At 42.3% G+C, this 19,900-nt stretch carries 22 protein-coding genes and 1 pseudogene; 9 read left to right on the forward strand and 14 right to left on the reverse strand.

Annotated elements, in window-relative coordinates; translation table 11 throughout:
• Nucleotides 1-16: 16 nt before the first annotated feature.
• From ASG16_RS27810 to ASG16_RS27830, 5 genes are all read left to right on the forward strand, one after another.
• A complete protein-coding gene (locus ASG16_RS27810; protein WP_056487349.1) occupies nt 17-1,237 on the forward strand; it encodes a D-alanyl-D-alanine carboxypeptidase family protein in 1,221 nt (406 codons plus the stop codon).
• A 185-nt stretch (nt 1,238-1,422) separates the two neighbouring features.
• Entirely contained in the window at nt 1,423-2,289 is an 867-nt protein-coding gene (locus ASG16_RS27815) for a glycosyltransferase (RefSeq protein WP_056487354.1), read from the forward strand.
• Nucleotides 2,237-3,010, forward strand: coding sequence for a glycosyltransferase (locus ASG16_RS27820; protein WP_241970845.1), 774 nt, complete (start codon nt 2,237-2,239; stop codon nt 3,008-3,010). Before ASG16_RS27815 ends, ASG16_RS27820 begins: the two co-directional genes overlap by 53 nt.
• Before the next feature lie 184 nt (nt 3,011-3,194).
• Nucleotides 3,195-3,902: a purine-nucleoside phosphorylase gene (gene deoD, locus ASG16_RS27825; protein ID WP_056487356.1), complete on the forward strand. Its 708-nt coding sequence runs from the start codon at nt 3,195-3,197 to the stop codon at nt 3,900-3,902.
• 81 nt (nt 3,903-3,983) lie between these two features.
• On the forward strand, nt 3,984-4,673 hold the full coding sequence (locus ASG16_RS27830; RefSeq protein WP_056487357.1) for a DUF4241 domain-containing protein: 690 nt from the start codon (nt 3,984-3,986) through the stop codon (nt 4,671-4,673).
• 1,034 nt (nt 4,674-5,707) lie between these two features.
• On the opposite strand, the gene ASG16_RS27835 is transcribed toward ASG16_RS27830, so the two are convergent.
• The 4 genes from ASG16_RS27835 to ASG16_RS27850 all read right to left on the reverse strand — a co-directional run bounded on the left by ASG16_RS27835 (nt 5,708) and on the right by ASG16_RS27850 (nt 9,018).
• Nucleotides 5,708-6,151: a hypothetical protein gene (locus ASG16_RS27835; protein WP_056487358.1), complete on the reverse strand. Its 444-nt coding sequence runs from the start codon at nt 6,149-6,151 to the stop codon at nt 5,708-5,710.
• 170 nt (nt 6,152-6,321) lie between these two features.
• Nucleotides 6,322-6,753 (reverse strand): RES domain-containing protein, encoded by a 432-nt coding sequence (locus ASG16_RS31705; protein ID WP_157966786.1) that lies wholly within the window; start codon nt 6,751-6,753, stop codon nt 6,322-6,324.
• A 529-nt stretch (nt 6,754-7,282) separates the two neighbouring features.
• On the reverse strand, nt 7,283-7,915 hold the full coding sequence (locus ASG16_RS27845) for a class I SAM-dependent methyltransferase (protein ID WP_056487365.1): 633 nt from the start codon (nt 7,913-7,915) through the stop codon (nt 7,283-7,285).
• Between the two features lie 590 nt (nt 7,916-8,505).
• Complete coding sequence (locus tag ASG16_RS27850; protein WP_056487368.1) at nt 8,506-9,018, reverse strand: DUF4367 domain-containing protein; 513 nt, start codon at nt 9,016-9,018, stop codon at nt 8,506-8,508.
• A 138-nt stretch (nt 9,019-9,156) separates the two neighbouring features.
• Between ASG16_RS27850 and ASG16_RS27855 the strand changes: the two genes are divergently transcribed.
• The gene (locus tag ASG16_RS27855; protein ID WP_056487372.1) at nt 9,157-9,618 is read left to right on the forward strand and encodes a hypothetical protein; all 462 of its coding nucleotides are present in this window, start codon (nt 9,157-9,159) and stop codon (nt 9,616-9,618) included.
• Nucleotides 9,619-10,054: 436 nt separating this feature from the next.
• Here the strand turns inward: ASG16_RS27855 and ASG16_RS31710 are convergent, their stop codons facing one another.
• From ASG16_RS31710 to ASG16_RS27885, 5 genes are all read right to left on the reverse strand, one after another.
• Complete coding sequence (locus ASG16_RS31710) at nt 10,055-10,393, reverse strand: Tn3 family transposase (protein ID WP_056487375.1); 339 nt, start codon at nt 10,391-10,393, stop codon at nt 10,055-10,057.
• 89 nt (nt 10,394-10,482) lie between these two features.
• Nucleotides 10,483-10,977 carry a hypothetical protein gene (locus ASG16_RS27865; protein ID WP_056487376.1) on the reverse strand — a complete coding sequence of 165 codons (495 nt, stop codon included), beginning with the start codon at nt 10,975-10,977 and terminating at the stop codon, nt 10,483-10,485.
• Nucleotides 10,978-11,455: 478 nt separating this feature from the next.
• Nucleotides 11,456-11,980: an arsinothricin resistance N-acetyltransferase ArsN1 family A gene (locus ASG16_RS27875; protein ID WP_056487383.1), complete on the reverse strand. Its 525-nt coding sequence runs from the start codon at nt 11,978-11,980 to the stop codon at nt 11,456-11,458.
• Nucleotides 11,981-12,166: 186 nt separating this feature from the next.
• Nucleotides 12,167-13,033 carry a permease gene (locus tag ASG16_RS27880; protein ID WP_056487386.1) on the reverse strand — a complete coding sequence of 289 codons (867 nt, stop codon included), beginning with the start codon at nt 13,031-13,033 and terminating at the stop codon, nt 12,167-12,169.
• A gap of 54 nt (nt 13,034-13,087) precedes the next feature.
• Nucleotides 13,088-13,537, reverse strand: coding sequence for a MarR family winged helix-turn-helix transcriptional regulator (locus ASG16_RS27885; protein ID WP_056487388.1), 450 nt, complete (start codon nt 13,535-13,537; stop codon nt 13,088-13,090).
• 145 nt (nt 13,538-13,682) lie between these two features.
• Here ASG16_RS27885 and ASG16_RS27890 point away from each other — a divergent pair, with 145 nt between their 5' ends.
• The 3 genes from ASG16_RS27890 (at nt 13,683) to ASG16_RS27900 (ending at nt 16,125) form a co-directional block, all read left to right on the forward strand.
• Nucleotides 13,683-14,012, forward strand: coding sequence for an ArsR/SmtB family transcription factor (locus ASG16_RS27890; protein WP_056488493.1), 330 nt, complete (start codon nt 13,683-13,685; stop codon nt 14,010-14,012).
• Nucleotides 14,013-14,730: 718 nt separating this feature from the next.
• Nucleotides 14,731-15,015 (forward strand): ArsR/SmtB family transcription factor, encoded by a 285-nt coding sequence (locus ASG16_RS27895; RefSeq protein WP_198674283.1) that lies wholly within the window; start codon nt 14,731-14,733, stop codon nt 15,013-15,015.
• Between the two features lie 63 nt (nt 15,016-15,078).
• Nucleotides 15,079-16,125, forward strand: a complete 1,047-nt coding sequence (locus ASG16_RS27900; protein ID WP_056487394.1) for a flavin-containing monooxygenase — start codon at nt 15,079-15,081, stop codon at nt 16,123-16,125.
• 85 nt (nt 16,126-16,210) lie between these two features.
• Here the strand turns inward: ASG16_RS27900 and ASG16_RS31420 are convergent, their stop codons facing one another.
• The 5 genes and pseudogenes from ASG16_RS31420 to ASG16_RS27920 form a co-directional block, all read right to left on the reverse strand.
• The gene (locus ASG16_RS31420; RefSeq protein ID WP_255413064.1) at nt 16,211-16,651 is read right to left on the reverse strand and encodes a protein-tyrosine phosphatase family protein; all 441 of its coding nucleotides are present in this window, start codon (nt 16,649-16,651) and stop codon (nt 16,211-16,213) included.
• Nucleotides 16,646-17,587 (reverse strand): annotated as a pseudogene (trxB, locus tag ASG16_RS27905) (thioredoxin-disulfide reductase); the annotation flags it as partial. The gene ASG16_RS31420 and the pseudogene trxB, both read right to left, overlap by 6 nt.
• A gap of 57 nt (nt 17,588-17,644) precedes the next feature.
• Nucleotides 17,645-18,112, reverse strand: a complete 468-nt coding sequence (locus ASG16_RS27910; RefSeq protein ID WP_056487397.1) for an ArsI/CadI family heavy metal resistance metalloenzyme — start codon at nt 18,110-18,112, stop codon at nt 17,645-17,647.
• A gap of 11 nt (nt 18,113-18,123) precedes the next feature.
• Nucleotides 18,124-18,549 carry an arsenate reductase (thioredoxin) gene (gene arsC, locus ASG16_RS27915; protein WP_056487399.1) on the reverse strand — a complete coding sequence of 142 codons (426 nt, stop codon included), beginning with the start codon at nt 18,547-18,549 and terminating at the stop codon, nt 18,124-18,126.
• 37 nt (nt 18,550-18,586) lie between these two features.
• Entirely contained in the window at nt 18,587-19,885 is a 1,299-nt protein-coding gene (locus tag ASG16_RS27920; protein WP_056487400.1) for an arsenic transporter, read from the reverse strand.
• Nucleotides 19,886-19,900 lie beyond the last annotated feature (15 nt).

The raw sequence follows: 19,900 nt of genomic DNA on the forward strand, positions 1-19,900 counted from the left end.
AAGGATATTGACTAACATGCGCTTTTTGCTAACGAACCTACTCGTTGTGGTGATGGTTTTGTTCAACCTTGGCACGCCTTCCGCTTTTGCCGAGGAGTCATCAAGCCTGGAGCCTAACACTCTCACTGGACAATCAGCCATTCTGATTGATGCTACAACGGGACAAGTCTTGTTTGAAAAGAACTCTCATGAGAAGTTGTACCCTGCTAGTATTACAAAAATCGCAACAGGTATTTACGCGATAGAAAAAGGGAATCTGGATGACACTGTCACTGTCTCCAAAAAAGCACGCCGTGAAGAAGGAACACGTGTCTATTTGGAAGAGGGAGAACGGATTTCTCTACGCAATTTGTTGTACGGACTGCTCATGAATTCAGGTAACGACGCTGGTACAGCGATTGCTGAGCATATGAGCCAGACGACAGAGCGTTTTGCAGTGGATTTGAACGCTTATTTAAAAGAAAAAGTAGGAGTCACCGAAACGAATTTTACCAATCCACACGGACTGCATGATCCGAATCACTACACAACTGTCTCTGATATGGCCAAAATTTCGCAGTACGCGATGAAAAACCCCGTTTTCAGGGAAATTGTCGGTACGAAGCGGCTGCCTTGGCATGGACAAACGTGGGAAACAGTATTGGTGAATCACAACAAGCTCCTGCGCGATTACGAAGGCGCGACGGGAATGAAGAACGGTTTCACAGATCAGGCGATGCATACGCTGGTAGGCTCCGCCAAGCGTGGAGAAATGGAGCTCATCGCTGTCACGATGAAAGCTTCTACAAGTGCAAATGCATACAAAGATGTGAAAAAGCTACTGGACTTTGGCTTTCAAGGATTTGAGACCAAATCCATTGCCAAAAAAGGAGATTCTTTTTCAGAAGTAGCTGTTCCTGGCAACACCTCGGTTGTGACTTTTACAGCCAAGGAGGATTTGTATGCGACGGTTCCCAAAGGCGCGGAGCCTTTGGTAGAGCTAAAAGCAGATGGGAGCCTGTCTGTACAGGCTGGCAAGCTAGCCGTCTCGTATCCATTGCTTCGTCATGATCCGCCTGCTCCAGCTCCTGCAACTGTGTTTGGGGACTCAGAAAGTGGCAACACACATCCACTAGCCCGCTATAGCGTATTAATTGTCTGGTTAGGAATGAACCTATTCTTAATCGTGTATACGTTTTCCCGTGCTCAGAGGAATAAACGAATTCGCGAGCGTAGTCTTCAACGGCGGTTCCATTAATACGAAAATGAGAATTACAACAGGACGTGGCTATAAGCACGTCCTGTTTTTTGCGATATGACGGGGAAACCGAGTGTTTCGTGTAGATCGTCTCTTGTTGAGTTGTGAGGGGTAGATGCCGTGTCCAATCGTGGAAAACGAGCGTACATTATAGTATCATTTATCATCTGGTGAGGGGGAGTGAGATGGACAACCGAATCGATGATCACCCTGCCGTGTCCGTCATCATCCCAATAAGTGACAACGCCAGGAATATAAAAAAACTGCTCTCTGTTGTCAAAAGAATAGATCCACACACGGAAGTAATAGTCGTATGCAACCAAGTGGGCTGCCAAGATGTTCTCTTGTCCAATGAATGGGGAGCACAAATCATATCAACCGGTTTGGAAGTAGACAGCCATGAGGCAAGAGCGATCGGGTCTGCTCACGCAAGGGGAGACGTTGTCCTCTTTATCGACGAACTTCTCGCGATGCCTCTTTTATACTTGAAGAAGTATGTCACGCTGGTCAAAAAGGGATCAGATGTCATCATGACGACTTGTTCGGACCACGCGGTATCAAGAAGAGCAAAGCGTTCACCAAGAAGTGCGTATTGCTTGTTGAATCATCTTCTTGGTCAAAAAAGAATGGGCTCCGCTTCCTTTGAAAATATTCCATTTGCCTTGAGCCGAAATGCTCTAGAGGCAATTGGTTCCGGAAATTTATGCAATCCTGCATTTGCTTTGGTTCAAGCGTCAGTCTTGGGGCTCAAAATGACGACAATCGCCCCGTTTGCCACGGAAAAACAACCAACAGGCACTCGAGATATCGTGCGAAAAGACATCCGTACGATTTATCGGGAGCATGCGAAGGCAATCCAGTTACTAACCGGTGGAACGAAGCTTCGACACGCAGATCAGGATGGACAACGACACCGCGACTTGGTGCATTCATCAGGCGTTCTGCATTTGCGCTCGGTCTTTCATCAGGAATCGCGCGGAAAGGAGGGCGGTGGATGGGATGGCAAACGCAAAGCGAAATATGCGAGATCCCACAAAAAAAAGCAGAGATGAGCACATTAATGGCAAAGAAAAATGCCAGAATGTAAATCGATTAAGTGTCATCCTCTCTGTTCACCACGAGCAGACAATCAAAAAAGTACTCAAACAAATTGAGAAGCTTCGGCCCATGGAAATCGTACTCGTTGTGGATGGTTGCCCGGATCAATCGGTGAAAAAGATTCTCACGTATTCCTCGTGTCCACTCACGGCGTTTGTGTACCCGTTTCTTTTAGGGGATGATGTATGGAGAGCAATTGGTGCCAAGGAGGCCGCAGGAGATGTATGGTTGTTTCTCGATGCAGATCATGTTGTAGCTGCAAATGACATGCAGTCCTTTGTTAGAACATGTTACCGAGGAGCAGACATCGCCTTGAGAAAGGGCAGGGCACCACTTCGACAATCATCAATGGAACCGGATACCGTTTTGCTAGCGAAGACATTTCTCAATACCTTGGTTTCACGACATGAACTCGGAACTTCCTCGATGTACGATTTACCTTTTGCTATGACGCGACAAGCTGCCTCTATCATCGGTGTTCAACATTTGGTTGTTCCTGCCGTTGCACACGCCATTGCTCTGCACAATCAATTGCGAGTCGTGCCATCTCATTACATTGCATCCGCAAAGCTTACGAGAAAAAGAGCGACACAAAGAAAGAATAAACCGAGTGTTGTCCAGACGATCTTGGGAGATCACCTGGAAGCAATGGATTACGTGATGTCCCTTAAATGAATGAAACCGTTGTCGAGGCGATGCCATCTGTCGGTATCGCTTATTCGTTCTTTTCAAAAAGTCTCGTGCAAACGTGTCATCATAAGCTGCTGGAATCATTTGATCTCTTGACTTTGCATTGTTCGGTTTTTGTAGTACGATAGGCAAGTAGGTCATTTTTTCTTGATAAAGGAGCAAACAGATTATGAGTATCCATATTGGAGCACAGCAAGGTCAAATTGCTGAAACCATCCTACTGCCGGGCGATCCGCTACGGGCCAAATACATTGCTGAAACTTTCCTCGAAGGAGCAGAGTGCTACAACAACGTGCGTGGCATGCTCGGCTTCACAGGTACATACAAAGGTAAGCGCGTTTCTGTACAAGGAACGGGCATGGGAGTTCCTTCTATCTCGATCTACGTCAATGAGCTCATGGAATCTTATGGCGTCCAAAACCTGATCCGTGTAGGCACTTGCGGTGCGATCCAGGAAGACATCAAAGTACGTGACGTGATTATTGGTATGGCTGCATCATCCGATTCTCAAATGAATCGTCTCCTGCTCAACCAGGTTGATTTTGCTCCTACTGCTAACTTTGATTTGCTGCACAAAGCGTATCAAGCAGCGACAGAGCGCAATCTGTCTGTTAAAGTGGGCAATATCTTTACGAGCGATAGCTTCTATCGCGAGAACCTCGATTTGTACAAAAAATTGGCTTCCTATCAAGTGCTTGCTGTTGAAATGGAATCTTCCGCGTTGTACACATTAGCTGCAAAATACAAGCGCAACGCATTGTCAATCCTCACCGTGAGTGATCACATTCTAACCGGTGAAGAAACTTCTGCTGACGAGCGCCAAACGACCTTCAATGAAATGATTGAAGTGGCACTTGACGCAGCTCTGATCAAGTAAATTAGCATGCAGACGACATCCCACTGGCAAACTATCGTCAGTGGGATTTTATGTAGAGGATAGAAAAAAGGGGATGGAATCATGAAACATAATTGCCCTGCCTTTTTTGAAACGGCATTTGACGAAGGGTATACGCAAGAGCAGGATGGCTATTTATATCAGTTTTTCCGCCAAGATGTGGGCAAGCTTCAGGTGAATACAGGAAAAATTGTGGCGAACGATCCGTTTGTCATGTTTGAGACAGAACCGTTTGTGGAGGTTTTCCCAAAAGGGAGCTTCTCCGTACAGCTCGCTATCGCGCAAGTTCAATCCCAATCAAAGGAAGAGCAAACAGATAACTCTCTGGAGCCAGATGAACGGGTAGCATTGGCACGGATTGTCTTCTCAGAGAAACCTGTCGTGTCCTGGAAAATGGCTGTTTGGGCGGAGTCAGATGTGTCACAGCTTGGCGAAGGTGAGTTTTTTGGCTATGGTGTGGATGCGGGTACAGGCTCGTTCATGGATGCAGAAGCTTGCACGCTTTTGGAACGCGAAATAGAGAAGGACGAGATGTTTTATGAGACCTTGACGAAGAAAATGGATCAAACGTATAAGCATACGCGTAGTTGGGGTTTAATAGATTTAGCGGAAGGCTGTAATGTGGCCATGTTTTCAACAGGATGGGGAGACGGCAGCTACGCGAGCTATATCGGTTATGATGCCGAGGGACAAATCGCACGTTTGGTAACAGATTTTTACTTGTTGGATTGGATGGGAACGGCTGAAGAATAAAAGTTGGGGGAAACGGGGAAGGAAGAGAGAAGAACAGCTAGAAGAACAGCTTATAGACGCCAAAGTAGAGTGCCTCCGGGCACTCTTTTTATTGGTTATTTTTTCTTATTTCGTTCGAGGTATTGCGCCAGGTTATTCAAGGTATTTTCGTACGATCTTTTTTGGGATGTAGTGCTGATCGTTTTGGATTTTGGGATTACTTTGGTCATTTGGGGACCTCCGAGCGTTTTTAGTTATAGTGATCTTGATTATACTATAACTAAATTTACAATAAATGTAAATAGTATTTTTTTATTTTAAATGAATTTTTTTATTCTAATGAAATTTCGGTAGTTCATGTAGATAGGTGCTAAATGACTGAGTAGCCTTATTAGATGATCAGCAGTTTGGTTGCTGCTGGTAATGTCTTATTGTGAAGCTGATAAAAATACCGGAAAAGCTCCTTATTAGTAATTCGATTTTTATAATAGCAAGTTTCGGTGCATGCATTGGATGTCATATGGCAGCGACAGATGAGAAAAAGCTGTTTTGCATCATCTTTTAATTTGATCCAAGTACGAATGAGTTTGTGACACGTAGTTTATAAACAGGTGAGTACCCCTCTTAGAAATTATGGATTTCTATTTGAGTCCGATAATATATATTATGTAAACTCATAAAAAGAGCAAGTTGGACAATAACTAAAGGTTTTAAGTTCCGATGATGTCTAGTGACACAAACATGTATACCAAAGTGACACAAACATGTATACTAACACTTCTTTGCTGTAACTGTGACACAAACATGTATACCAGAGTTCTTAATTTAGTATACTTGTTTGTGTCACAGTTTTATTAATGTTAACGACACCAGCATAAGAAAGTAATCAATTATGATAACAATATACTGGAATATACCTATGTACTCGCGTAGCACCTAAATTACTACTATCAAATGGAAAGTTGGCGTGCGTTTATTGATTTTTTCATTTCAGTTCATAAAAGGGACATTTCATGTACTGAAACTTCGGTATTATTTTTACTCTTTTATAGACATTAAATTCTGTTGAACCTTTCACGCTCTTTCTGTGTGAAGTAAGACTTATAAACACTTGAAATCTCTCTCTTTTTTTCTGCTTCAACAAACTCATCGATTAGGCTTTCATAAAGTGGTGTTCCCTTTTCTATCTTTTGAGGTATCGGATAAAATCCAAGCCAAGGAAAATGGTATCTTCTATGCCAACGGTTTTCATTCGAGTATTTTGAGCAGGTCTCTCCCCTAATACTTAAGAAATATGTGTTAAACACAAATGCGATTTTACCATCCCGATTGAGTCTTGCTTTGCAGAACTCTTTTGCAACATTCAGTGTATTATTCTCCAACAAACAGTGCTCCTCGTACCATACTGAGTAAAAATTGAGGTCATCATATTTAATCGTGTATTCACCTATATTTTCAATCTGGATAGGCTGAAGAATTGTTGCTAATGTATAGTGCATGATATCACTCCTAATTACATTCCTCCTATTCATCCTTTCCAAACAGAGTATGTATTAGTAAATTGATATCATTTTTATTTCTTATCTGTATTCAAATTTAAATTAAACTTTATTACCCTAAATTGGATAAAGGCAGCCGTCAGGAGGCTGCCTAATATAAGAGTAAAAACTCAATCAAGGGTTATATAATTCCGTTCTAAGTTTACTGTTTTGAAGAATTTATGCTCAAAATCAAAGAAAACATAATTTATGACTTGGTTATTCATGTTACTTCTAAATCTAATCCCATGAATGCCAACAAATTTTGCAAGGTTTGTCGCTGTTTGTTTAGTATAACTACAGTATCGTACGAGTGGTGAATCGACCTCGACAAGATCTAATACATCTAAAGGAGTTTGTAAACTCCACGTAACTACATCAACACATGCACTAGTAACTTTCAATTCTTCGATGGCAGTTTCTTTATTATCACAAGTGTATAATTCGCCTTGTCCCCAAACATTAAATCTTTCGTGGCCAGCTAATCCAAACGGAGCTTCAAACATTTCAATGTCCGAAAAAGGTAATTCACGCTTGCGTTCCCGAGCTCGATATATGGTCAAATCTGTAGCTGTGAAACGGTTTAGAATGTTCTATCTGTTCCAATATTCGTTTTCCCTACTTCATGTTCTAAACCCAACATCGGATATTTTACCAAATGATTATAAAAGGAAAAGATCTCATCACTCGTAATATTTGAAACTACATCAATGACACCGAGAGTACTAGGAACATCCTCTAAAGTGGGGACCGCCAGCAAACCGCATTTATCTTAACTCGAAAGTGACAATCATTGTTAAATCAATGGTTGTCACTTTGTTTACATGTATTCAATGTTGTTTAATTATCTCTGTTCGAGGAAAATTTAGACTAATCCAGCTTTATAAACCAAAGACCAGTCAATAACACGAAAATAAAGTGTTAGATTGTTTTTTGGTTTATTGCACTATCGATCCCTGTTGGCGGAACAAAAAAGGTTTAAGTCTCTTTGTCCGACTGCTTTCGACCAGCTGTCCCGACGGTCGGATTCACATCGGCAAGTTAGCTAATCTCCGTACGTCGGCACACACAGCTCCCCTCCCGAGGCTGCAATCAGCGGACGCAAGCTGCCATCTCCCAGCAAATTTTCGGCTTCCGGTAGCGGTGCATGTCCGTTTCCGTCAACACGTTGATCGCCCATCCGTCAAACAACCGACGAATATCTGCTTCGTCAAAAAAACGTTTCCGCCGCCCCTCATGCTCGTAATAACGGGGTTCCAATTCGATGCCCTGGCCGGCACCGTAATGAACATCGCGCGTGGAATTCAAGCGGGCTAGCAGCAATCCACCAGTGCCGACAATTCTCGCGATTTCGCTAACAATAGAAATAGTATCGTCCCAGTGAAAATAATGCAGGGACAAATCCGCGACAACCGCCCTCGCGCTACCATCCGGAAACGGCAATCCTCCTGTCATATCGAATAGGTTTGTTTCAGCACCTGGCACATATTTGCGTATAATCGCCAACGACTCAGAGGAGAAGTCGCAGGCGATGACCCGATAACCTCGTTCCGTTAAAAACAAAGTGTCGCTGCCATATCCGCAGCCAAGATCAATGACCGGTCCATCTTGGGCCGATGCTAGCATCGGCTCGTATTTTTCCAGCCAAAAATCCTCTTGCGGCTTGCCGAGATTCACATCGGCAAACACCTCGTTCCAATGTTCAGCTTCTGAACGTTTCGTCATGGTCAGAACCTCCTTAAACACCTAACTCAATGTACTATGAATACTATAAAATTGAATATAGATATCTAGTATTTGATGAAATAAAAAGAATGGGCAGCTCTACATTGAATACTGTAAAGTCACCCATTCTGACTAGTTAAGTTAAACGCGGATTTACAACGTTAAGGGATTAAGAAAGCAAAAACAGCCGGTTTTCACCACGCTAAGGGTGTAACCGGCTTTATTGCTATCCTTGATTCAATGGCCTCAATGATTGGGCATGCGGAACGGATCTTATCTTGGTCATCGCAGCCACTCATCTGCTTTACCAATCGCGACGAGACGTTGGCCAGAGACGGCGCATGTTGTACACAAGCAGCTTCGGACGCTGGCGATGGTTCTTTTTTAGTCCTGCAGCTCGCCAGCTTTGCTAATCAATGCGGTGTTGAGCAGATGCATGCTCGCGCACTCCCTGCCGGCCGCTACACGCGCATGCGGAACGGATGTCCTCCTGGTTGTTGTCAACAGCTCATCGGCTTGACGGTCGCGACGAGACGTTGGCCTAGAGGCTGCGCTTGTGATACGCAAATGGGGACTATTTTACGCTTACTCTACTTTAGTGATTTTGCGATTTTTATCATTTCTTCTTTAGACAGTCTAGAACTTTCCATTTCGACATAAGTGCCTTTTTGAATCCAACGTAAATACCCACCAGGAGTATCATTTGCACCATTTCTGCCACCAACCCAAGCTTCGAAATGTCCTTCAAAGTTATTTATTTGAACGATTTCAGTATTGTCGCGCCTGTTTTGGTAAGAATCTAGTTCCTTAAAAATAGCTTTTTTTTGATTTAGAGACATCATTAAGTATTGATCATTTTTGTCCAAAAAATTTAAATTACAATAATCTTGTTTTCCATCTGTCCGAGGACCCTCTTTTATTTCTAATATCCAATCTTTAGGGATTTTGGTTGGTACAAGTAATTTGAAATCAATTTCTTTTTGCAGTGTTTCAATCGTAATTGTGTTATGCGGACCATATTGGAAGGTTACTGCATGTACCACAGTGGTAATTGGACTTAATACGACACATAGACTTAGAAAAAAACCAGGAAAAATCCTCATAAATTCACCCTTAGCTGTAAAGTAATATTAGTTTCTCTAAGATAGGCAAATCTTATTCTCATTTTATGTAAGAAAAGGAAGGATAAAGTGCATAATTGTAGAATTCCAAATATTATAAATAATGAAGGAGTGTTAAATATGATGCTTAGAAAAGTTTTGATTTCCACTCTTACCTTAGGGTTGGCATTTAGCTCTTTCACACCTAGTTTTGCAACAGAAAGTAAAATCAATAGAAATTCATCAGAATCAATTGAAAAGCTAGCTATTTATAAAAAATGGGGACCATATTTAGTTCGTCCTACTACTACTGGAGATAATGACGAAGTGAATATTTCATTGCATGAAGAAGGTTACATATCATTACATCTTAAGCAACAGGGGATTCATAGTGGCCAAAAAGCTAAAACATTATGGACATTAACTAATACCTACGGAGACGTAGTGTGGGATAAAATTATTGGTGAAGTTAACAACGAGACTATTTACAATCTAGGGTATCGTGATGCAGGGAAATATAAACTGACTTGGTATTCAATGACGAATAACAAGACTGAAGGAGGATTCTACGTTGAAATTCCAGTTGGGGAAGTTTCGCAATAACCGATAGAATTCATCTAGTATTTAGGCGTATTAAATAAATAGCGTAAAGCAGTCCCTATCTTTTTACAAGGTGGGGACTGCTTTACGCTTACATAAAAAGTGGTAGACTAGAACATTTTCTTTATAATGGGGTACGCCAGCTGTAAACGCTAATCAAAAAGTTGACCAGTTGTGGGGCAGACGCTCATCTTCGAGTTGACTACCTAGGATGCTTCATTTCACACAAAGTAGCATTTTATTTCCTGCACCAATGCTCTTCAAGGATAGAGGGTAAGCCCCTTGATACGCAAGGCCTTGACGATCCTCGGTTCAGCAAAAACAGTTGCTAATAGGTGTGAAAATGATGATGTGTGTTCAGTCTTCCAGGTGGGTAACTTTATGATGAGCAAAGTGGTCAACATTTTGGCGAGCGTTCACAGCCAAGCAAAACGGGGATTTATAACATTAAGGGATTCGGAAAGTAAACCCTATTCATTGCATCATCGTACATTCTCCACTGAGCAGCATTGGCCATTTTTGTTAAGCCGATATTGGTACCCATAGCCATGAGTGATGCCAGAACAATCGGTTTTTCTTCGGATTTAGGTTGAAGATTGGTTGAAGCATGAATGTTTAGTTTATAGGGCTTGGGTAATGTGGCCAGGGCATCTCTTACTTTATCTTCTTCTTCCTCTGTTAAATTAAATGCCCAGTTATCCCTTAGAGACGTCCAGCGGTCTATATTATTTACGATCTCTGATAATCCATTTCCACTCAAGGATAGCAGTTTATCCATACGCTGTTGCTGCTGAGCAATCGCGTTTAAGGGTGAAGTTACTTCACTAGGGCGCCTTTCTCTTTTAATGTTTATTGTGGTTTCAGCGGTTAGTGGAGAGAATTTGCGACTTTTACTAGATCGTCAAATCTTTCTCCCCTGCCATTTTTTGAAATTCCTATTACATAAATTAAATCGCTCTTTTTAAAACGGATAAAATCAGCTAAATAATATTCGTCATGAAGATACTCAGCTTTTGTACCATTTACTAAGTCGACTATTTTCGGTTGGATTTTTAAATCACCTCCGATTTTGTAATGAATAGTCATCGATAGACGTTCATCTGTTTTTTGGTCGAGGTAATCTACGGTTAGCTTTTGTTGAAGTTCACTAAATACACCGCCTGTATGAGTAGGGGTAAATGGGATATATTGGGGAAGCAAGGTATCTTTTTTATATGTATTTTCAAATTGGGTTACAGATACTTTAATTGGGGCAACATTCCCCAGGGGTTTACTTGGATCAACGTCCAAAGGATCTTTCGGAGCAATTGGTTGAATAATGCTTAGACTTAATAAAATTGGCAGTAGCTTACTGATGAACATAGTTTAATTTACCTCCTTTAAACATTAAAATATTCATTTTTAGGTTTAGATATTCGAGTTTAGCTTGGGGAGTGGTTGCGTCAGTGAAATGCGATACTTAGCTTACTATGAATAGCATAAATTAATCGAGTTAAGATAAACATGGTTTGCTGGCGGTACCCCATATACTGAAAATGGTCAACCAGTAAAAACGGGCTGACCTAATAATACTAGCGTTAGAAATAGATAATATAAGCGAATACAAGTAAGACGTTTTTCAATGTCAATTAGTTATTGCCGCACTCAGTATCAGCTGGCTGAAGTTAGCTCATCATAGGCATTTAATAAATTCCGCTGTGTATCTCCACCATAAGTATTTAAATCCCCTCGAAAAAAGCGTTCAACTGTTCTTGCCTTTGCATCATCCGCATTACATTGAAACACACGCATAACGTGCTTAAGATACGCAAGAAAGTACTCCTTACTAAGCACGCTGCCCCTATTTACCTTCATTACTCCCCTCATCTCCTATAAGAATCTTTTCCATGGCCCTCACATCTACAAAGCTTCCATCTAAGATTCCCTGGTTATGAAACACGCCGACTTCACGGTACCCACATTTTTTATAAAGCCCTTGCCCTAGTCCGTTAAAAGGAAAGGTAAACAACACGATTTTATAAAACTGATGGGATCGGGCAGTCTCTTCAAGCTTACGTAAAAGTACCTTTCCAGCACCTTTCCCACGGAAATCTCGTTCAATATAAATAGATAAATCTGCGACACCATCATAGGTACAACGATTCGAGTAACGATTGAGATAAGCCCATCCAATGATGGCATTATCCATCTCTGCCACAAGGACTGTATACCGTCCCTGATGCTCATCAAACCATTTTCGGATATAGGTGTAATCCTTTACTTCTGTTTCAAGCGTGGCAATTCGATCAACGATCCCCTGATTGTAGATAGCTAGGATGGATTCAAGGTCTACGTAACTTGCTTTTCGAACGAAAAGATTCATGATAGGCCTCTCCTTCGAACAGTTTATTTACAGCAAGAATCGTTCTTTTGTTCTGCTTCTTTTTTTACTGTCTCCTCTTGATTACAGCAGGCATCTTTCGTTTCTTTTACCTCTTCGATCTTCACATTGCAGCAAGAACCTTCTTTTTTTCCAAACAAACTTTTCAAGAATCCCATGTTAGACTCCTCTTTAGATGATATAGAATAACAATCCAGAAATGGTGGACATAGTGAACACAGATACAACAAAGGCTCCCACTAATCGCTTTTTAAAAATGGAGTTGAGCAAAGCCAATTCAGGTAAACTTGCTCCCGCAGAGCTGATCATTAATGCCATTACTGGACCAAGCGCCATTCCTTTAGCAATCATAATTTGTGAAATGGGAATCATGGTCGACAATCGAATGTATAGTGGTATACCAATAATGGCTGCGATCGGCACCATCCACCACTTATCACCACCAATATAGGTCGTAATCCACTCAGTCGGTACTACACCATGAATGACGGCTCCAATAGCAGCACCAATGATGAGATATGGGTATACGGTTTTCATCAACCCTATCGTTTCCACGAGAGCTGCCTTCAGGCTAAAAGACTTACTTGTCTCGTTGAATCCTGTCATTACGACTTGTTTCACTTGTCTTTCAAACCCTAACCTTTCAAGAGTAAACCCGATGATAACCGATAACACAGAAGTGATGATCGTATAAGCAATGGCTACTTTTGCGCCAAGCATCGCTGCCATGAGAGTAATAATGGTTGGGTCCAGTACTGGTGAGGAGAAAAGGAACACCATTACGATTCCGAATCGAATTTTTTTGTTTAGCAAATTAACAACGACCGGAATCGTTGAACAGGAACAAAATGGTGTAACAAAAGCAAATACCAACGCCATGAGGGCTCCCAAGGCTGCGTTTTTCCCAGCCAAGAATTTTTCAACCTTTTCATACGGGATAAAGCTCTGGAGCAAACTGATCGCAAATGAGATCCCAATGAACAATACAGTCAACTCTAAAGCAATCCATAAAAAGCTGTTTAGTACTTCAAGCCACATATGTACCACCCTTTTTATTTGCATTTTGCAAGTATTATCGAAAGAGAAATGGGTTTAATCACCCATCGGATTACAACATTGCTTGGTTTTTGACATTGCTTGATTGAACAATTTTAAGGATCGAATAACCGTTTCCTTTTCAAATTCGGACATATGAGAAAAGATATCGTCATAATACGCGTTCATCGTCCGATCCATGTAATCATGCATGCGTTCGCCTTTTTCTGTTAAGGAAAGAATCTGTACCCTACGATCTTCTGCATAAGGCGTCTTTTTCACGAGCTCCGCATCGACCAATACTTGAACCTGTCGGCTAAATGTCGTAACATCCATTCCAAGAATCTCGGCAATTTGTTGGATGGATGGTTGATGATTCCGGTGTATTTCATAGATGATGTGGCTTTGTGCAACCGATATGTCAATCCCATCAACCGAACAACAATTCTTATTTAACAGTCCAATACGTCGAGTCATCGTTTGTACGATTTCACGCATATTTTCCATTTCCTCACCTCTCCTCCTATTTATACACACAATACTTGCGAAGTGCAATCATTTTTTCATCAAAAAAATTTGATGTTGCCCATTGCCAATTTCCAACTGGAGGAGTATAGTAATGTCATCAAGAAAAATTGATGAAGGTGACCATATGTTAAAAGAGCTACCGATCCTACATACGAATAACGATACCTTCTTTGAGAAGTATGAAGCAAAGTTTAAAGCTCTAGCAGATAAAAAACGGCTTCAGATTATGTATGAACTAACCCAAAAAGGGAAAGTTTGTGTCACCGATTTAGCGGAAATTGTAGATATGGCCCAATCTAAACTTTCGTATCACTTGAAGATCCTTTTAGATGCTAATCTGATTCTGAAAGAGACCGAAGGTACCATGAACTACTACTCCCTAAATCCAGATGAAGTGAATCACCTTTTATCTGAAGAACTTTGCTGTATCTTCCGCCGTAATAATTGCTGCTAATTTTTTTTTCACCTTATAATCAATTTTTTTTGATATATTCATCAAATAATCTTGATGCAGGAGTTGATTCGTATGATTTTGCATGATGTACTCGCACAATTGCTTTTTGAAGAACAAAAACAAAAACTTGAGTTCGTCACACGAAGGGCATGGCAGTTCCATCAAGGAGAGAATGTGCAAACTCCAAACAACTCACGCCAACAAACAACACCCCTCCAAATCCAGAAACATCCATGCGCAACATGCTGATGATACTTTTCTGCCAATCGTTAAATGATTCAATGTGGTAAGTGATATTGTCTATAAAACTATTGAATCTCCCTTAATACGGGGTTCAAATAAAATCGTTTTAGGAGGAATTCATGATGACAAACTTTGTTAAAGGTCCATCCGAAAATGGAAAAGGAGAATGCTGCGGGGGAGAAATGACCTCACCGGCACCATGCTGCGCTGCCGAAGAACAAGGAAACAATTCTTCGTGCTGCACTTCTGATACCAAAGACAATAATCTGTCCTGTTGCTGAATACGACTGAAACACTTCCAAGGTGTCATAACAAAGTCGCAAAATGAAATGCGGGATGCCCCTGTCCCGCATTTCATTAAACGTAAAGATACGATACAGAGACTCTTCATAGGTACCGTCCTTGACATCAACCTAAATTAGACATATTATATCGTTAAATTCCGATATAACGACGGAAGGGATGTTTCTGGTTGGTGCAGTTTAACGAAGTACAATCGTTCTTAAAGGCTCTCGCAAGTGAAAAAAGGCAGGAAATCATGTTTCTCTTTACAGATCGTAAAGAACTTACGGTAGGAGAAGTTGCCCATTTGGTTGCGATTGGTCAATCAACAGCGTCAGAACAACTTGCCATACTCAAAAGAGCAGGCTTAGTTCATTCTCGTAAGGACGGAAAAGAGGTTTTTTATTCTCCGAACCGAGAGCAGATACTAGCATCTATGCAGAAACTCAATACCTACTTGCTCAATTGTTGTAAGTGAAAACTTACAATCTTTTTTAAGAAACATATCGTTAAATCCCGATTTGACGAAAGGAAGAAGAACATGACCCATACTTATGATTGTATTGTCATTGGTGCCGGTCAGGCCGGTTTGGCCGCTGGTTATCACCTTCTGCGAGAGCAGCGTGACTTTCTTATTCTCGAAGCTACCGATAAACCTGCTGGCTCTTGGTCTCAGTATTATGACAGCCTTACCTTGTTCTCACCTGCAAACTACTCATCTCTTCCGGGATTTGCTTTCCCGGGTGACCCGAACCGATACCCTACACGTGATGAGGTCGTTGCGTATTTGATCCATTACGCCAAACAATTTAACTTCCCTATTCTGACCCGTACGACTGTAACGAATGTTCAAAAAGAAAAGGATTTATTTTTGGTCGAAACCCAATCAGATGAGGTATTTCGAGCCAAACATATTATCGCTGCGACGGGCGGATTTAGTCGACCCTATCTTCCGCATGTACCTGGGATTGAACAATTTCAGGGAATGACTCTCCATTCAAAGGACTATCAAAACCCTACCCCTTTTCAAAACCAACGCATCATCGTGGTTGGTGCTGGTAACTCTGCGGTTCAAATTGCAGTGGAGTTGGCTACAGATGCTGAGGTTACTATCGCCACACGATCACCCATTGTCTTTAAACCGCAGATCCTTTTCGGCAAGGATATCCACTTCTGGGTCACTGTACTGGGGCTAGACCAATCAGGTTTTGGAAAGTGGCTACTTCAATCGAAACCTGAAGGTGTATTGGATACCGGAAGATACCAAATGGCCATCGAAAAGCAAAAACCTGATCGAAAAGCAATGTTCACCCACTTTACGAATAAAGGCGTTGTTTGGTCAGACGGTACTCAAGAACAAGTGGATACAGTCATATTTGCCACTGGTTATCGTCCCAACGTCCAATACCTATCCTCTCTTCATGCTTTGGCCGAAGATGGTTCTCCGCTGCATCAAAACGGCGTCAGTACAACAGTTCCAGGTCTGTTTTATGTTGGACTCCCCTGGCAACGCTCCCTAGCATCAGCTACCCTACGTGGGGTCGGCAGTGATGCAAAATATGTAGTAAAACATATGCATAACAGCTAAACGTTATGGAAAAACGACCATGTAACCCCATGGTCGTTTCTTCGTTTATCGATTTTCTTTTTCTGGTATTCCATTGCTTGCTCTTTTATTCAGAAAACAGCTTGTGTAAAGCTTCTTTTTGTTTAGGCTTAATGTTGATTTCTGACCGAATTTCTTTTACTTTCTCTTCTGCCTCTTGCAGCGTACTGCTTAATCCAAGAGAAAGATGTGTACCTGCTGCTACGGCACCTGTTCTGCCGCGTCCTCCATTACAGTGGAAGGCTACCTTCTTGCCATTTTTGTAAGCCTTCACTACTTCCTCAATCGCTTGCTTAAAAAGTGTACTTTGATCGGAATTTCCTTCATCGCTGAGGGCAATCTGAATCCACTGTACATTCGGATCTGAAAACGCTGGTTGCTGAGCTTCTCCACGTAGATCGACAACAACCTCTACCCCTTCGTTTTGGATCATGGACTCTACATCTGAAGCACTCCCAACGAAAATTTTATCTTCTACTAATGCCTGGTACTGTTTTGGTTCCGACATGCTCCAATCATGGACGGCATCGCTTTCCAGGAACCTTTCGCAATCAAGTGCGGCCATGCAGCCTGTCCCAGCTGCCGAAATGGCTTGGCGATACCGGTGATCTTGCACATCACCACATGCAAACACGCCAGGAATATTGGTTTCAGTTGTACCTGGTGTTACCATGATATATCCTGTCTCGTCTGTTTTGATTTGCCCTTTAAGGAAAGTTGTATTCGGTCGATGGCCAATCGCTACAAAAATGCCATCCGTATCGATCGTTTCTTCCACACCAGTGTCATTCTGTTTTACTTTTAGCCCCGTTACCCCTTTTTCATTAGCGATAACCTCAATGGGAGTGGCGTTTAAACTCCATGTAATCTTCGGGTTATTCCTCGCCCGATCTTGCATGATTTTTGATGCTCGCAGTTCATTTCTGCGATGAATCACTCTTACTTCCGTGGCGAATTTGGTTAAGAAATTCGCCTCTTCCATTGCAGAGTCACCACCGCCGACGATGATAACCTTCTTCCCTCTGAAGAAAAAACCATCACAGGTGGCACACGTGCTTACCCCACGTCCTATGTTTTCCTTCTCACCAGGAATACCGAGCAGTTTTGCGGAAGCACCTGTAGAAACGACGAGAGACTCGGCCTGGATTTGGACTGATTCATCAACGGTTAGTGTGAAAGGACGTTTTGATAAATCGACATTGGTTACCCACCCCGTCTGAAATGTTGCTCCAAAGCGTTCTGCTTGCTTACGCATGTTTTGCATGAGCTCTGGGCCCATGATTCCATCAGGGAACCCTGGGAAGTTCTCCACTTCTGTTGTGAGGGTCAATTGACCTCCGGGTTCATTCCCCTCGACCACAAGTGGATGCATATTCGCACGTGCAAGATAAATCGCTGCAGTTAGACCAGCAGGACCTGTACCGAGGACAACAACTTTATGCATGCGTTTCCCTCCTGAATGGTTTAGTAAAATACCCCTCATAAGCGAGGGGTATGAATGTCATTCCTTTTTCCAAGAGCCAAATTCAATCTGCACGGGGCTTGTGGGTGGTGCACAGCACAAGGATATGTCACGTGGTTCACCAGCAGATTCAAACTCCGAATCCGCGCTGGTGTAGAAAATTTCCCACGCGTTTCCGTCTGGATCATACACCCACACTTTATCCTGCACAGCATAGCAGCATGTGGTTCCCATCTCATCAATGGTTAACAAACCTGCCTCGCGCAACCTTTCTCCCATCTTTAACACATCTTCAGTATGGTCTACCTGGAATCCTAAGTGATTAAGCACACCCTTCTTTTCAAAAGGGCGTACATTCAGCGAGAAATGGAGGGCAGGTGCATCCAGTTCAAACTTAGCGTAGTTGTCCTTCACTTTAGTTGGCTCGGTTCCAAAGAAGCTACGATAAAATTTAAGAGAAGCTTCGAGATCGGTACAATTTACGGCCACGTGCATTCTTTTAATCATGACCCTACCCCCTATTTGCCTTCAGCAAGGAATTTTTCAATACGTGCTTTAATGGAATCACGGACAGTGCGAAAACTAGTCATGATCTCTTCTTCTGTTCCCGTTGCTTTCGCAGGGTCGTCAAAGCCCCAATGCCACTTCACAACATTTTTATTGGAGATTACAGGGCAATGTTCATCTGCATGCCCACAAAGCGTGATGACGTAATCAGCACGATTTAATGTTTCTACATCAATCACATCAGAAGTGTGGTTGCTGATGCCCACTCCAGCCTCTTCCATTACTTGAACGGCTCTTGAATTCAGACCATGCGCTTCGAGACCAGCGCTTTTCACTTCGTAACGCTCTCCCCCCAACGCTTTCAAAAAGCCATCTGCTATTTGGCTGCGGCAAGAATTCCCCGTGCAAAGGAAATAGATAAGTGGTTTTTTCTCCATGTAGTTCAGTCTCCTTTATTACAAATAGTCGTAGATGTTAAACGATGATTTGTAGCCACAGATATAGCCCAACAAGCGTGATAAACAACGTTGGAATTGTCAGGATGATTCCTGTTTTGAAGTATTGTCCCCACGTAATCGTCACGTTCTTACGGGATAACACATGCAGCCATAGCAATGTTGCAAGTGAACCGATAGGAGTAATTTTAGGCCCCAAATCACTACCGATCACGTTTGCATAAATTAACGCCTCTCGAATAATACCAGAGGTATTCGTTCCTTGGATGGCCAAAGCGTCAATCATTACGGTTGGCATGTTGTTCATGATCGAGGAAAGGATCGCAGACAGAAATCCCATGCCTACTGTTGCTGTAAACAGCCCTTGGTCCGCAAGTGCTTGAATCAATTGTCCAAGCATGTCAGTCAATCCAACATTACGGAGGCCGTAAACAACGACATACATCCCGATGGAGAAGACCACTACTGCCCATGGTGCATCTTTGATGATTTTCCTAGTCTCAATGCCTTTACTGCTCCGTGCAGCCACGATAAAGATAATGGCTGCAATCCCTGCTGTGACGGATACCGGGATGGCTACGACTTCATTCATCAAGTATCCAATCAGAAGAATACCTAAAATGATCCACGAGAGACGGAATAGACGAACATCTTTTATCGCTTCATGAGGTTGTTTTAGCGCACCTAAATCATATTGTTTGGGAATATCGTTTTTGAAATAAAGAAACAATACAATTAAGCTTGCTCCCATCGCAAAAAAGTTGGGTACAATCATACGGGTAGCATACTCAACAAAACCGATATTAAAAAAGTCTGCGGAGACAATGTTGACAAGATTGCTAACGATCAATGGCAACGAAGTAGTGTCCGCAATAAATCCACTCGCCATAATGAATGGCAGAATCATTTTATCCGGGAACTTCAGTGCTCTCACTTGTGCAAGAACAATTGGTGTCAGTATGAGTGCTGCGCCATCATTTGCAAAAAAAGCTGCAACAGCTGCTCCCAATAGAACGACATAGACGAACATCAGCCGACCATTTCCTCTGGCCATCCGAGCCATATGCAAGGCAGACCATTCAAAAAAACCGATTTCGTCCAAGATCAGCGATATCAAAATAATGGCGACAAACGCCAGCGTTGCATTCCAAACGATCCCCGTTACCGTCACAACATCGGCAAAACTGACAACACCAAAAACTAATGCTAGGATAGCACCACCTGTTGCTGACCAGCCAATGTTAAGTCCTTTCGGTTGCCAGATGACAAATGTCAATGTCACAGCAAAGATCAGAAAGGCAATCCAAACAGAAAACATGCTCTCTCTCCTTTC

This window comes from Brevibacillus sp. Leaf182, assembly GCF_001423865.2.
GTDB lineage: Bacteria > Bacillota > Bacilli > Brevibacillales > Brevibacillaceae > Brevibacillus > Brevibacillus brevis_C.

Bases quoted from the DNA above. Each gene is read 5' to 3' on its own strand.
- ASG16_RS27810 (WP_056487349.1), top strand. From the start codon at position 17: ATGCGCTTTTTGCTAACGAACCTACTCGTTGTGGTGATGGTTTTGTTC.
- ASG16_RS27815 (WP_056487354.1), top strand. From the start codon at position 1,423: ATGGACAACCGAATCGATGATCACCCTGCCGTGTCCGTCATCATCCCA.
- ASG16_RS27820 (WP_241970845.1), top strand. From the start codon at position 2,237: ATGGCAAACGCAAAGCGAAATATGCGAGATCCCACAAAAAAAAGCAGA.
- deoD (WP_056487356.1), top strand. From the start codon at position 3,195: ATGAGTATCCATATTGGAGCACAGCAAGGTCAAATTGCTGAAACCATC.
- ASG16_RS27830 (WP_056487357.1), top strand. From the start codon at position 3,984: ATGAAACATAATTGCCCTGCCTTTTTTGAAACGGCATTTGACGAAGGG.
- ASG16_RS27835 (WP_056487358.1), bottom strand. From the start codon at position 6,151: ATGCACTATACATTAGCAACAATTCTTCAGCCTATCCAGATTGAAAAT.
- ASG16_RS27845 (WP_056487365.1), bottom strand. From the start codon at position 7,915: ATGACGAAACGTTCAGAAGCTGAACATTGGAACGAGGTGTTTGCCGAT.
- ASG16_RS27850 (WP_056487368.1), bottom strand. From the start codon at position 9,018: ATGAGGATTTTTCCTGGTTTTTTTCTAAGTCTATGTGTCGTATTAAGT.
- ASG16_RS27855 (WP_056487372.1), top strand. From the start codon at position 9,157: ATGATGCTTAGAAAAGTTTTGATTTCCACTCTTACCTTAGGGTTGGCA.
- ASG16_RS31710 (WP_056487375.1), bottom strand. From the start codon at position 10,393: ATGGATAAACTGCTATCCTTGAGTGGAAATGGATTATCAGAGATCGTA.
- ASG16_RS27865 (WP_056487376.1), bottom strand. From the start codon at position 10,977: ATGTTCATCAGTAAGCTACTGCCAATTTTATTAAGTCTAAGCATTATT.
- ASG16_RS27880 (WP_056487386.1), bottom strand. From the start codon at position 13,033: ATGTGGCTTGAAGTACTAAACAGCTTTTTATGGATTGCTTTAGAGTTG.
- ASG16_RS27885 (WP_056487388.1), bottom strand. From the start codon at position 13,537: ATGGAAAATATGCGTGAAATCGTACAAACGATGACTCGACGTATTGGA.
- ASG16_RS27890 (WP_056488493.1), top strand. From the start codon at position 13,683: ATGTTAAAAGAGCTACCGATCCTACATACGAATAACGATACCTTCTTT.
- ASG16_RS27900 (WP_056487394.1), top strand. From the start codon at position 15,079: ATGACCCATACTTATGATTGTATTGTCATTGGTGCCGGTCAGGCCGGT.
- ASG16_RS31420 (WP_255413064.1), bottom strand. From the start codon at position 16,651: ATGTCGGAACCAAAACAGTACCAGGCATTAGTAGAAGATAAAATTTTC.
- ASG16_RS27910 (WP_056487397.1), bottom strand. From the start codon at position 18,112: ATGATTAAAAGAATGCACGTGGCCGTAAATTGTACCGATCTCGAAGCT.
- arsC (WP_056487399.1), bottom strand. From the start codon at position 18,549: ATGGAGAAAAAACCACTTATCTATTTCCTTTGCACGGGGAATTCTTGC.
- ASG16_RS27920 (WP_056487400.1), bottom strand. From the start codon at position 19,885: ATGTTTTCTGTTTGGATTGCCTTTCTGATCTTTGCTGTGACATTGACA.